9 protein-coding genes are annotated in these 12,676 nt (G+C 71.2%); 6 read left to right on the forward strand and 3 right to left on the reverse strand.

The window, feature by feature from the left end; genetic code table 11:
* Positions 1–40: 40 nt before the first annotated feature.
* Positions 41–3,709 (reverse strand): multifunctional oxoglutarate decarboxylase/oxoglutarate dehydrogenase thiamine pyrophosphate-binding subunit/dihydrolipoyllysine-residue succinyltransferase subunit, encoded by a 3,669-nt coding sequence (locus tag AC3E6M_RS16045; RefSeq protein WP_138173322.1) that lies wholly within the window; start codon positions 3,707–3,709, stop codon positions 41–43.
* Between the two features lie 140 nt (positions 3,710–3,849).
* Between AC3E6M_RS16045 and guaB1 the strand changes: the two genes are divergently transcribed.
* Positions 3,850–5,304 (forward strand): GMP reductase, encoded by a 1,455-nt coding sequence (gene guaB1 / locus AC3E6M_RS16050; RefSeq protein ID WP_138173320.1) that lies wholly within the window; start codon positions 3,850–3,852, stop codon positions 5,302–5,304.
* Here guaB1 and AC3E6M_RS16055 read toward each other — a convergent pair.
* Positions 5,294–6,271: a glycoside hydrolase family 76 protein gene (locus AC3E6M_RS16055; RefSeq protein WP_490530501.1), complete on the reverse strand. Its 978-nt coding sequence runs from the start codon at positions 6,269–6,271 to the stop codon at positions 5,294–5,296. The two genes, guaB1 and AC3E6M_RS16055, sit on opposite strands and share 11 nt — an antisense overlap.
* A gap of 149 nt (positions 6,272–6,420) precedes the next feature.
* Here AC3E6M_RS16055 and AC3E6M_RS16060 point away from each other — a divergent pair, with 149 nt between their 5' ends.
* Positions 6,421–7,764: a hemolysin family protein gene (locus AC3E6M_RS16060; RefSeq protein WP_490530502.1), complete on the forward strand. Its 1,344-nt coding sequence runs from the start codon at positions 6,421–6,423 to the stop codon at positions 7,762–7,764.
* Positions 7,761–8,822, forward strand: coding sequence for a hemolysin family protein (locus tag AC3E6M_RS16065; protein ID WP_138173315.1), 1,062 nt, complete (start codon positions 7,761–7,763; stop codon positions 8,820–8,822). The genes AC3E6M_RS16060 and AC3E6M_RS16065 overlap by 4 nt, the downstream gene beginning before the upstream one ends.
* A gap of 128 nt (positions 8,823–8,950) precedes the next feature.
* Here the strand turns inward: AC3E6M_RS16065 and AC3E6M_RS16070 are convergent, their stop codons facing one another.
* Positions 8,951–10,009 (reverse strand): NADH:flavin oxidoreductase/NADH oxidase, encoded by a 1,059-nt coding sequence (locus AC3E6M_RS16070; protein ID WP_138173313.1) that lies wholly within the window; start codon positions 10,007–10,009, stop codon positions 8,951–8,953.
* Between the two features lie 29 nt (positions 10,010–10,038).
* On the opposite strand from AC3E6M_RS16070, the gene AC3E6M_RS16075 reads away from it, so the two are divergent.
* The 3 genes from AC3E6M_RS16075 to AC3E6M_RS16085 all read left to right on the forward strand — a co-directional run bounded on the left by AC3E6M_RS16075 (position 10,039) and on the right by AC3E6M_RS16085 (position 12,642).
* On the forward strand, positions 10,039–10,890 hold the full coding sequence (locus tag AC3E6M_RS16075) for an ADP-dependent NAD(P)H-hydrate dehydratase (protein WP_490530503.1): 852 nt from the start codon (positions 10,039–10,041) through the stop codon (positions 10,888–10,890).
* A 114-nt stretch (positions 10,891–11,004) separates the two neighbouring features.
* Complete coding sequence (locus AC3E6M_RS16080) at positions 11,005–12,309, forward strand: glycosyltransferase family 87 protein (RefSeq protein ID WP_171024202.1); 1,305 nt, start codon at positions 11,005–11,007, stop codon at positions 12,307–12,309.
* Between the two features lie 9 nt (positions 12,310–12,318).
* Positions 12,319–12,642 carry a thiamine-binding protein gene (locus tag AC3E6M_RS16085; RefSeq protein WP_138173309.1) on the forward strand — a complete coding sequence of 108 codons (324 nt, stop codon included), beginning with the start codon at positions 12,319–12,321 and terminating at the stop codon, positions 12,640–12,642.
* Positions 12,643–12,676: the final 34 nt, after the last annotated feature.

Raw genomic sequence — 12,676 nt, forward strand, 5'->3', positions numbered from 1 at the left:
GGGCCCGGTCGATGACCGGGCCCCCTCGTCGTCGGTGCGCTCAGCTCGTGAGCGCCGCCTTCATGATCTCGGCGTGCTCGTTGGCGTGCACCTTCGGCGAACCCGTCGCCGTCGATGCCGCCGAGGCGCGGGAGATGACCCGGATGCCACGGCCGCGCAGCTGGTCGGCGACCTCGAGAGCGACGAACGGCCACGCGCCCTGGTTCTCGGGCTCGTCCTGCACCCAGACCAGCTCGGCGTTCGGGTACTGCGCGAGCACGGTGTTCAGGTCGTCGATCGGTGCCGGGTAGTACTGCTCGAGACGCACGAGAGCGATCTCGGGGTTCGGGTTCTTGTCGAGCTCGGCGCGGAGATCCCAGTGGATCTTGCCAGCGTGCAGCAGCACGCGCGTCACCGCGCCACGGTCGATGCCGCGGTCGTCGTCGAGCACCGGCTCGAACCGGCCCTCGAGGAAGTCCTCGACGGGGCTGGTCGCACCGCGCAACCGCAGCATCGCCTTCGGGGTGAAGACGACCAGGGGCCGGCGCGGACGCTGGTAGGCCTGGCGGCGCAGCAGGTGGAAGTACGACGCGGGGGTCGAGGGGCGCGCCACGATCATGTTGTCCTGCGCGCACATCTGCAGGTAGCGCTCGATGCGCGCCGACGAGTGGTCGGGGCCCTGTCCCTCGTAGCCGTGGGGGAGCAGCAGGACGACGCTCGACTGCTGCGCCCACTTCTGGTCGGCCGACGAGATGAACTCGTCGATGACGGACTGCGCGCCGTTGGCGAAGTCGCCGAACTGCGCCTCCCAGAGCACGAGGGCGTCCGCGCGCTCGACCGAGTAGCCGTACTCGAACGCCATGGCGGCGTATTCGCTCAGCAGCGAGTCATAGACCCAGAAACGGCCCTGGTTCTCGCTGAGGTTGGCCAGCGGCAGCCACTCCTGGCCGTTGGAGCGGTCGTGCAGCACCGCGTGACGCTGCACGAACGTGCCGCGACGCGAGTCCTGACCGGCCAGGCGCACCGGGGTGCCCTCCATCAGCACCGAACCGAAGGCGAGCAGCTCGCCGAAGGCCCAGTCGATCCCGCCGTTGCGGCTCATGTCCAGGCGCTTCTCGAGCAGCTGCTGCAGCTTGTTGTGCACCGTGAAGCCGTCGGGCTTGTTCACGAACGCGTCGCCGATGTGGTTCACGACCTCGCGGGAGACACCCGTGGTCTCGGGGGCCCCGACGACGATCTCGTCGGACGCATCGGTCGGGACGACGGGGGTGGACCCGGTCTCGGCGGCGTGCGTGTCGGCGAAAGCGACTTCGAGGCGACTTTGGAAGTCGCGTTTGGCCTGCTCGTACTCGTCCTCGGTGATGTCACCGCGGCCGACGAGCGACTCGGTGTACAGGCGGCGCACGGAGCGCTTGGCCTCGATGAGGTTGGTCATCAGCGGCTGCGTCATCGAGGGGTCGTCGCCCTCGTTGTGCCCGCGGCGGCGGTAGCAGACGAGGTCGATCACGATGTCGCGGTGGAATTCCTCGCGGTAGAGGAATGCGAGATCCGCGGCGCGCACGACGGCCTCGGGGTCGTCGCCGTTGACGTGCAGGATCGGAGCCTGGATGGTCTTGGCGACGTCGGTGGCGTACACCGAGGTGCGGGCGTCGGTGGGCGTGGTCGTGAAGCCGACCTGATTGTTCACCACGACGTGGATCGTTCCGCCGGTGCGGTAGCCGCGCAGCTGCGACATCTGCAGCGTCTCGACGACGACGCCCTGGCCGGCGAAGGCCGCGTCGCCGTGCACGAGGATCGGCAGCCACGAGAACGTCCCGATGGGCTTGCGGTCCTGCTTGGCGCGGACGATGCCTTCGAGCACGCCGTCGACGGTCTCGAGGTGCGAGGGGTTGGCGGCGAGGTAGACCGGCAGTTCGTCGCCCGAGTCGCCGACGAACGTGCCTTCGGTGCCGAGGTGGTACTTCACGTCGCCCGAGCCGCGCTTGCTGCCCACGGCCACGGCGCCCTCGAACTCGCGGAACACCTGACCGTAGGTCTTTCCGGCGATGTTGGTCAGCACGTTGAGGCGACCGCGGTGGGCCATCCCGATCGCGGCACCGTCCATACCCGCGGAGGCGGCGCCCTGCAGGATCTGGTCGAGCAGCGGGATCAGCGACTCGCCGCCCTCGAGGCTGAAGCGCTTCTGGCCGACGTACTTCGTCTGCAGGAACGTCTCGAAAGCCTCGGCCTGGTTCAGCTTGGAGAGGATGCGCAGCTGCTCGTCGTGGCCGGGCTTGGTGTACTTGACCTCGATGTTGCTCTGGAACCACTGGCGCTGCGCGGGGTCCTGGATGTGCATGTACTCCACGCCCATGGTGCGGCAGTAGGAGTCGCGCAGGACGCCGAGGATGTCGCGGAGCTTGGCGACGCGCTTGGCGCCGAGACCGCCGGTGACGAACTCGCGGTCGAGGTCCCAGAACGTCAGACCGTGCGACTCGATCTCGAGGTCGGGGTGCGTGCGCTGGACGTACTCGAGCGGGTCGATGTCGGCCATGAGGTGGCCGCGGACGCGGTAGGAGTTGATGAGCTCCTGCACGCGGGCGCTCTTGTCGATGCGCTCGGACAGGTCGACGCTGATGTCGGCCGCCCAGTGGATCGGCGCGTACGGGATGCGCAGCGCCGCGAAGATGGCGTCGTAGAAGCCGCGCTGGCCGATGAGCAGCTCGTGCACCTTCTTGAGGAACTCGCCCGAGCCCGCACCTTGGATGACGCGGTGGTCGTACGTGCTGGTGAGCGTGATCGTCTTGCCGATCGCCAGTTCGTTGAGCGTCTTCTCGCTCGCGCCCTGGAACTCCGCGGGGTACTCGAGCGCGCCGGCGCCGATGATGGCGCCCTGGCCGCGCATGAGGCGGGGGACCGAGTGGACGGTGCCGATGCCGCCGGGGTTGGTGAGCGAGATCGTCGTGCCCTGGAAGTCGGCGGGCGTGAGCTTGTTCGATCGCGCGCGGCGGACGAGATCTTCGTACGACGCGAGGAACTCGCTGAACGACAGCGTGTCGGCGCGCTTGATGCTGGGGACCAGCAGCGCGCGCGTGCCGTCGGGCTTGGGCATGTCGATCGCGATGCCGAGGTTGACGTGCGCGGGGGCGACGACCGACGGCTTGCCGTCGATCTCGGCGTAGAAGACGTTCTGGCTCGGGAACTCCTTGAGCGCCTGGATGAGCGCCCACCCGATGAGGTGCGTGAAGCTGACCTTGCCGCCGCGGGTGCGCGACATGTGGTTGTTGATGACGATGCGGTTGTCGATCATCAGCTTGGCCGGGATCGTCCGCACGCTCGTCGCGGTGGGCACCGTGAGCGAGTCGTCCATGTTGCTCGCGAGCGCCTTCGGCATGCCCTTGAGAACAGTGACGCGGTCTTCTTCGGTGCTCTCGGAACCGGCCGAGGGCATCGGGCTGGGGGCCTGCGCCGGGATCGGCTGCGGCGCCGCGGGCTTCGCGGTCGTGCGTGCCACCGGCGCCTGACCGACCACCGGAATCGGCGCGGTCACCGGCTTCGGCTCCGACGGCGGGGCCGCGGCCTCGGCGGATCCGTCGACGACCGGGTGGTACGCCTCCAGGATCGGCCACCAGGCCTTGTCTACGGAGTGCTTGTCGACCGTGAACTGTTCGTAGAGCTCGTCTACGAGCCACTCGTTCGCGCCGAACTCGCCCTCGCTCGAAGTACCGACGCCCGTCACCTGGCTCGACACAGTCGATCGCCTGCTTTCCTCGATGAAGATTCCTGTGGATGCACGCAGTCGTCCTCGTTGCGCACTCGCTCCAGCCTAGCCGAGGTTCCTGGCGGCGCTCCGGGCTCTTGTGGGACTTCGGATGTGGTGAGGTGGATGCCATGGAGTTCTCCGGTGCACAGCCCGATGTCGATCTGACCTACTCGGATGTCTTCCTCGTCCCGCGTCATTCCGACGTCGGCAGCCGGCTCGGGGTCGATCTGGCTCCCGGCGACGGCAGCGGTGCGACGCTTCCGCTCGTCTCGGCCAACATGAACTCGGTCACCGGCCCGCGGCTGGCGGCGACGCTCGCCCGGCGGGGCGGACTCGGCGTGCTGCCGCAGGACATGTCCCTGCCCCGGTTGGTCGAGGCGGTGCAGTGGGTCAAGGCGCAACCGGCCGCGTGGGACGCGGCCCTGGTGTTCCCGCCGTCCGCGACCGTCGCCGACGCGCGGCTCGTCCTGCCGGCCGTGGCCGGACGGGGGATCGTCGTCGCCGAGCAGCGCGCGGACGGCACCGTCGGGCTCGACGGCTTTCGCGGGATCGTGCCCGCCCCGCGCCTGGCGACCGCGCTCCCGGATGCCACCCTGGGCGACATCGCCCGCACCGACGCCCCGCTGGTGGAGGTCTCCCGCATCGGGGATCCGCACGAGGTGTTCGAGCTCGTCGGGTCGGCGGACATCGTGGCGGTCGTGGACGGGGACCGCATCGTCGGGACGCTGTCGGCGCGGAGCGCGCTGCGCGACTCGGTGTACCGCCCCGGTGTGGACGCCGACGGTCGCCTGATCGTCGCCGCGGCCGTCGGGATCAACGGCGACGTCGCGGGCAAGGCGCGGGCGCTCGCCGCTGCCGGCGTCGACGTCCTCGTGGTCGACACCGCCCACGGTCATCAGGAGCAGATGCTGCGCGCGCTCCGCGAGGTCGCGGCGCTGGAGCTCGGCATCCCGATCGCGGCGGGCAACGTCGTCACCGCCGACGGCGTGCGCGATCTGACGCGAGCGGGCGCCTCGATCCTCAAGGTCGGCGTCGGCCCCGGAGCGATGTGCACCACGCGCATGATGACCGCGGTCGGCCGTCCGCAGTTCTCGGCGGTGCTCGAGACGGCCGAGGCCGCCCGGGCCGCCGGAGCGCACGTGTGGGCCGACGGCGGCGTGCGCTACCCGCGCGACGTGGCCCTGGCTCTGGCCGCGGGGGCGGCGTCGGTCATGATCGGCTCGTGGTTCGCGGGCACGATCGAGTCGCCCGGGCGTCTGCGCACGGACGACGACGGCCGGATCTACAAAGAGTCGTGGGGGATGGCCTCCACGAAGGCGGTGCAGGGGCGATTCCAGGGGCTGGACGCGTTCGAGCGCGCACGCAAGGAGCTCTTCGCCGAGGGGATCTCGTCGTCGCGGATCTACCTCGACCCCCAGCGTCCGGGCGTCGAAGACCTGCTCGACATGATCACGTCGGGCGTGCGGTCCTCGTTCACGTACGCCGGAGCCGCCACAGTGCCGCAGTTCCACGAGCGGGCTCGCGTCGGGCTGCAGTCGGCCGCGGGCTACGAGGAGGGCAAGGCGCTTCCGGTCAGCTGGTGACCGCGTCGGCCGCCGTCACGTCGGCCTCGAGCGTGATCCACGCGCCGAGCTGGACCGACAGGTCGAGGTCGTCGCCCTCGGCTCTCGCCGGTCGGCGGGGGTCGGCCGCGAAACGCCCGCCGCGACGCCCCTCCCAGAGGGTCTCGGCATTGCGACTCACCAGTCGCCGGGCGCGGGCGGCATCCTCTTCGTCCAGGCGCGTCGCCGCGACGGCGAGATAGCGAGCCAGGATGCCGGCGAACAGCCCTCCGTCGCCTCCCCCGGCCGCGGGGAACAGGCCGTCGTCCGCGGCGCACCAGCGCTCGACGGCCCGCACCACAGCGGCGGCCCGCGGTCGGTCGCCGAGGGCGACGGCGGCACCGATCGCCACGCCCTGGTTGTAGGTCCACAGCTCGGACCGCACCACCCCGTGCTCGATGCCGTCCCGCACCAGTCCGGTGCCCGGCTCGTCGAGGGTCGTGGCCATCCACTCGTTCAGCTGCAGCGCGCTCCGACGGTGGCGGCTGGGGGCGAGGACCATCGCCGCCGGTCCGTTGGCGGGGGCGTTGTAGAGCACGCTGCCGGTGCGCCAGGGGAGGGCGCCCACGGCCGGATCGATCGCGCGCTCCAGGACTCGTGCGATGCGGGCGCGCGCGTGGCCGTGCGGGCGCGCCTCGGCCAGGGCGAGCGCCATCCACGCGATGTCGTCGTAGTAGGGGGTGATCCAGGTGCCCGCGGTGCGGACCGTGATTCCGCGCAGCAGGTCACCGATGAGACGACGACGCGCGGCGGTGGGCCGGTGCCGCTCGGCTTCGCACAGCGCGTGCACGAGGTGGGCGTGCCACCAGTAGTGCCACGTCCTTGCGCCGTCTCCGGTGGTCGCGGCGTGCGCCCATGCGACCGGTCCGTAGCGGCGGAGGTACGCGGCGAGCACGGCGTCTTCCGCGGCGGCGGCCTTTCGCTGGAGGGAGGAGGTGGCGGCATCCATCCCCCCATCCTGGGGGTCCGACCGGGATGCCGCCCGCCCGGTGCCGCGGACGCCGGGAGGCCATAGAATCGGGGCACGATGGACGACCCTCCCAGTTGTAGACCCGAGCCCCGACGACCCTCTCCCGCCGTGAGCGGGGGTGACGCGTGATGGACTACGTCATGCTGGGCGTGGGGCTGCTTCTCACGGTCGGGACGGGACTCTTCGTCGCCAGCGAGTTCGCCCTGGTCAATCTCGACCGCGCCGACTTGGAATCGCGGCGCGCCGCGGGCGAATCCCGGCTGTCGCTGACGATCGATGCCCTGCGCATCACCTCGACCCACCTTTCGAGCGCGCAACTGGGCATCACCCTGACGACGCTGCTGACCGGTTACACGATGGAACCGGCGATCTCCAACTTGCTCCGCCCCGTCTTCGTCGCGTGGTCGCTGCCCGAAGCCGTGCTCGTGCCGCTCGCGGCCGTCGTCGGCGTCGGCTTCGCGACAGTGCTGTCGATGATCCTCGGCGAGCTCGTCCCCAAGAACTTCGCCCTGGCGATCCCGCGACAGACGGCGAAGCTCGTGATGCCGTTCCAGGTCGCCTTCACCGCGGTGTTCCGCCCCGCGGTCGCCGTCCTCAACGGCAGCGCCAACGGCGTCCTGCGGGCGACGGGCATCGAGCCGAAGGAAGAGCTCTCCGGAGCGCGCACCGCCGAAGAGCTGTCGAGCCTGGTGAAGCGGTCCGCGAGCGCCGGCATGCTCGAGCAGGACACCGCCTCGCTCCTCGACCGCAGCCTCACGTTCGCGCGGCTGAGCGCCGCCGATGTCATGACCCCGCGGCCGAGCGTGCACGCGCTCGCCGCCGGTGAGCCCACCGACGCCGTCATCCAGCTCGCCCGGCGCACGGGCCACAGCCGTTTCCCCGTCTACGACGAGTCAATGGACGACATCATCGGGGTCGTGCACCTCAAGGCCGCCGTGGGCGTGCCGCGCGACCGCCGCGCCGACGTCCCCGTCGCCGCCCTCGCGACCGAGCCGCTGCGCGTTCCCGAGACGGTGCACCTGGACACCCTCGTGGCCGAGCTGCGGTCCCGCGGGTACCAGATGGCGATCGTCGTGGACGAGTACGGCGGGACGGCCGGGGTCGTGACTCTGGAGGACCTCGTCGAAGAGATCGTCGGCGAGGTCCTCGACGAGCACGACCGATCGCGGGCGGGCATCGTGCGCTCCGCGGCATCCGTCACCTTCCCCGGCGACCTGCGTCCGGACGAACTCCTCGACCGCGCCGGCGTGCGCGTGCCCGAGGGAGAGGTCTACGACACCGTCGGCGGCTTCCTCATGGCCGAGCTCGAGCGCATCCCCGCAGTGGGGGACACGGTCGCCATCGATGACGGCATCCTGACCGTCCACCGCATGGACGGCCGACGCGTCGACCGTGTGCAGTTCACCCCGACCCCCACCGAAGAAGGAGTCGACGACCTCGTGCGTGCGGCTCGAGGAGGTGACCAGCGATGAGCGACTGGGCCGGAATCGCGTGGCTCGTGGTGCTGCTGATCGCGAACGCCTTCTTCGTCGGATCCGAGTTCGCCGTCATCTCGGCGCGCCGCTCGCAGGTCGAACCGCTCGCCGAACGCGGCTCCCGGGCGGCCAAGACCGCGCTGTACGCCATGGAGCACGCGACGCTGATGCTCGCGACCTGCCAGCTCGGCATCACGATCTGCTCGCTGCTGATCCTGAACGTCTCGGAGCCGGCGATCCACCACCTCCTCGCGGAGCCGCTCGGTCTGACGGGGCTGTCCGAGACCGCCGTCGACATCGCCGGTTTCGTCGTGGCGCTGCTGCTGGTGTCGTACCTGCACGTCGTCTTCGGCGAGATGGTGCCGAAGAACCTCGCGTTCTCGCTGCCGGACCGGGCGGTGCTGATGCTCGCGCCGCCGCTGGTGGCGGTCTCGAAGGCGTTCTACCCGATCATCGTCGCGCTGAACTGGATCGCCAATCACGTGGTGCGGCTGTTCCGGGTCGAACCCAAGGACGAAGCGACCTCGACCTACACGCTCGACGAGGTGGCCACGATCGTGAACCAGTCGCGCCGTGAGGGCGTGTTGGACGACGCCGCGGGCACCGTGACCGCGGTGGTGGAGTTCACCGAGAAGAAGGCGGCCGACATCGCGGTGCCGATGGCGCAGCTGGTGACGCTGCCCGAGCACACGACTCCCGCCGAGATCGAGCGGGCGGTGGCCCGGCACGGCTACTCCCGCTATGTGATCGTCGACGAGCACGGACACCCGACCGGGTACGTCCACCTCAAGGACGTCCTCCGCGTCGCCGAAGGACCCGACGACGAAGCCGACATGGCGCGGCCCATCCCGGCCAAGCGCATCCACCACATGGTGTCGGTGCTCGAGTCCACCGATCTCGAGGACGCCCTCGCGCTCATGCGGCGATCGGGCCGCCACCTCGCGCAGGTGCGCGACGACGCCGGCGACGTACGGGCGGTGCTGTTCCTCGAGGACGTCATCGAAGAGCTGGTCGGCGAGGTGCAGGATGCCACGGCCCGCCGCCGCTTCGCGTGAGGTGCGCGGCGGCCGGGCGGTGGCATCCGGGTCCGCGCCGGCTCGCGCATGATCTCAGCGATGCGCACGACCTCCGTTGATCTCGGGGCGTCCCGGCTGAGGTCGTGCGCATCGCAGAGGATGCGACCTCAGTAGGCCCGGAGGTACTGGGGCGGGGCGGGCACGGCGACGCCGAGTTCGGCCGCGGCGCGGAGGGCGTAGTGCGGGTCGCGCAGCCACTCGCGTGCGGCGAGCACCGCGTCGGCGCGCCCGTCGGCGACGACGGCCTCGGCGAGCGCGGCGTCGTCGATCATTCCGACGGCGGCGACGAGGAGCCCGGTCTCGCGCCGGACGGTCTCGGCGAGCGGGACCTGGTAGCCGGGGCCGGTCTCGATGTGCTGGTGCGGCACGAGCCCGCCGCTGGAGATGTCGACGAGGTCGGCGCCGAGGGACGCCACACGCTCGGCCGCGCGGACCGTGTCGTCGATGTCCCACCCGCCGTCGGCGGCATCCGTCCCCGAGAACCGTACGAACACCGCGGCCGCCGGGGCGGCCTCGCGCACCGCCGCGGTGACACGTTCGAGCAGGCGTACGCGGCCGTCGAACGAGCCGCCGTACTCGTCGTCGCGGTGGTTGCTCAGCGGCGAGAGGAACTGGTGCAGCAGGTACCCGTGGGCCGCGTGGATCTCGAGCACCTCGAAGCCGGCCGCGATCGCGCGGCGCGCGGCATCGGCGAAGTCCTGCACGACCCGGTCGATTCCGGCGAGGTCGAGCGCGCGCGGCTCGGCGAAGCCGGGGTACGCGAGGGCGGAGGGGGCGACCGTCGTCCAGCCGCCGTCCTCGAGTGCGACCGAGCCGCGACCGCCGCCGAACGGCGGGGTGGTGGAGGCCTTGCGTCCCGCGTGTCCCAGCTGCACGCCCGCGACGGCGCCGCGCGCACGGATCGCGGCGACGATCGGGGCCCACGCCTCGACCTGCGCCTCGTTCCACAGCCCGACGTCGGCGGGGGAGATGCGGCCCTCCGGCGACACGGCGGTCGCCTCGGCGATGACGAGGCCCGCCCCTCCCGCGGCGAACTGCGCGAGGTGCACGTGGTGCCAGTCGTTCGGGATGCCGTCGACGGCGCTGTACTGGCACATCGGCGAGACCCACAGGCGATTGCGCATCTCGATACCGCGGACGGTCAAGGGAGTGAAGAGGGTGCTCACATCGGACCTTCGGGCTCTAGGGTGACGCCATGACGGCGAGGGACTGGACGGGGCTCGAGGCAGCCCGCACACTTCGGAAGCCAACCGGCGACGACGACAAGTATTCCCGCGGGGTCGTGGGCATGCGGACGGGATCCGCGCGGTATCCCGGTGCCGCGGTTCTGGGAGTCGAGGCCGCGTGGCGCACGGGAACCGGGATGGTGCGGTACCTCGGTCCGGCGCGCGCCCAGGACTTCGTGCTGCAGCGACGCCCCGAGACCGTGACCGCCGACGGTCGCGTGCAGGCGTGGGTCATCGGGTCGGGAACGGATGCCGCCGAGCGCGACGCTTCCGAGACGGCGGCGCTGCGCGGCATCCTCGCGGGCTCGGAACCCGTCGTCGCGGACGCGGGCGCGCTCGACCTGGTGGCGTCGGCCTCCGCGCCGGTGATCGTCACACCGCACGCCCGAGAGCTGGCGCGGTTGCGGGAGGCCCTCGGGCTCGAGGCCCGGACGGCGGCGGACGACGACGCCCGTGAAGCCCTCGCTCGCGAGACGGCGGACCGCCTCGGCGGGGTCGTGTTGTCCAAGGGTGCGGTGACGGTCGTCGCGGCGCCCGGCGGGTGGGTACAGCGTGTGCGCACCGGGACGCCCTGGCTCGCGACGGCCGGAACGGGCGACGTTCTGGCGGGCGTGCTCGGCGCCGTCGTGGCCGCCGCGGTCGCGGACGGTCGCACCGCGCCGGACGACCTCGCCGCGTGTGCGGCGACGGCGGCGTGGCTGCACGGAACGGCCGGTACCGCCGCCGCCGCGCGGCACGGGGGAGGCGGCGGCCCGATCACGGCGTTCGACGTGGCGGAGGCGCTGCCGCCGGTCGTCGCCGCGCTCCTCGGCACCGAGTGACGGACTCGATCGCATAACGGTTGCCCGGCGGAGGACGCCGCGGGCCGCGGCGTCGCGCGGTGGGCGGCATCCGTCCGTCGGGGGCGCCGGAGCCCGCCCGCTTAGGATGATCCGGTGGTGAGGCGTGTCGTCGTTCTGTTGCTGGCGTTCGTCGCCGTTCACGTCACGGTGGGGATCCTGGGCTATCAGCAGCCCAACGAACCCATGGGTGACGTGTATCTGGTGTACGAACCGTGGTCGCGCTGCGCGCTCTTCGGGGGGATCGACGTCACCTCCTGCACGCGCTCGGACATGTGGGAATGGCCCGGCATCACCGAGAAGTGGATCTACCCGCAGCTCGCGTTCCTGCCGATGACGTTCGCGTGGCTGTTCGCCTGGGCCGTGGGATACACGCCGGCGTGGGCGATCACGGTGTCGCTGTTCAACCTCGTCGCCTTCGTGATCCTCGTCGGCCGCGGCCGCTCGCGCGGTCGGGTGCTCGCCGCCTGGTTCTGGCTCGCCGCCATCCTGCTGGTCGGCCCGGTGGGGCTGTACCGGATCGACGGCATCACCGTCCCCCTGGCGATCCTCGGCAGCATCTGGCTCGTCCGGCGGCCGTTCCTGGCCTCCGTCCTGCTGTCGATCGCGGTGTGGATGAAGGTGTGGCCCGCGGCGATCCTGGCCGCAGGCTTCGTGGCGGTGCGTCGCCGCCTCGCCCTGATCTGGGGTGCCGTCGCGGTCTCGCTGGCGACGATCATCCCGGTCGTGGCTCTGGGCGGTGCGCCCTACGTGTTCGGGTTCGTGGGCGACCAGACCTCCCGCGGCATCCAGATGGAGGCCCCCGTCGGCGGGCTGTACATGTTCCTGGCGTCGTTCTACGTCCCCGGCTCCGAGGTCTACTACGACGGCGGGGTGCTCACCTTCCAGGTTTCGGGCCCGGGTTCCGACATCGTGATCGCGGTCATGACCCCGCTCATGCTGCTCGTGATGGCCGCCGTGGCGGTCATCGGGGCGCAGAAGATGTGGCGCGGTGCGACGTTCCTCAGCGTGTTCCCGCCGCTCTCGCTCGCGCTGGTGGCGGCGTTCATCGCCCTGAACAAGGTCGGTTCGCCGCAGTACTACGTCTGGCTGTTCGCACCGGTCGTGCTGGGCCTCATGCTCGACCGTCGCCGGTGGTACGGCTTCGCCGCGATGACGCTGGCGATCTGCGGTCTCACGCAGTGGGTGTACCCGCTCGTGTACGACGGGCTCATGGCCACGCACCCGGCGCCGTTCCCGGTGATCCTGCTGGAGCTGCGCAACCTCCTCGCGCTCGTGCTCATGGTGTGGGCGATCGTCCGGGTCGTGCGGGTGGCCACCGGTCGCGTCCCGCACCCGGCCTCCCTGCGCGACTGGGTGCTCGGGCGCCGCCCCGTTCCCGCCCGCGTCGCGGCGAAGTAGCCTCGAGTCATGCTCATCGCGTTCTCGGTCGCCCCGTCCGGTGTCGGTACCGCTGCGGCGGAGAATGCCGACGGGTCCGTGCACGACGCCGTGGCCGCCGCGGTCGCCGTGGTCCGCGCCTCGGGCCTGCCCCACCGGACGACCTCGATGTTCACCGAGGTCGAGGGCGAGTGGGACGAGGTGTTCGACGTCGTCAAGCGGGCGACGGATGCCGTGATGCCCTACGGCTCGCGCGTCTCGCTCGTGCTCAAGGCCGACATCCGCCCGGGGCGCACGGGCGAGATCGACGGCAAGATCGAGCGGCTCGAGCGCGCGATCGACGACGCGTCCTGACTCCGGCGGCCCGCGCGGGCACGCACCGCGCCGA

This window comes from Microbacterium sp. SCPM-O-B-15248 (M128) (assembly GCF_058214835.1).

Coding starts and splice junctions, on each gene's coding strand:
- AC3E6M_RS16060 (WP_490530502.1), top strand. CDS start 6,421: ATGGACTACGTCATGCTGGGCGTGGGGCTGCTTCTCACGGTCGGGACG.
- AC3E6M_RS16055 (WP_490530501.1), bottom strand. CDS start 6,271: ATGGATGCCGCCACCTCCTCCCTCCAGCGAAAGGCCGCCGCCGCGGAA.
- AC3E6M_RS16065 (WP_138173315.1), top strand. CDS start 7,761: ATGAGCGACTGGGCCGGAATCGCGTGGCTCGTGGTGCTGCTGATCGCG.
- guaB1 (WP_138173320.1), top strand. CDS start 3,850: ATGGAGTTCTCCGGTGCACAGCCCGATGTCGATCTGACCTACTCGGAT.
- AC3E6M_RS16075 (WP_490530503.1), top strand. CDS start 10,039: ATGACGGCGAGGGACTGGACGGGGCTCGAGGCAGCCCGCACACTTCGG.
- AC3E6M_RS16085 (WP_138173309.1), top strand. CDS start 12,319: ATGCTCATCGCGTTCTCGGTCGCCCCGTCCGGTGTCGGTACCGCTGCG.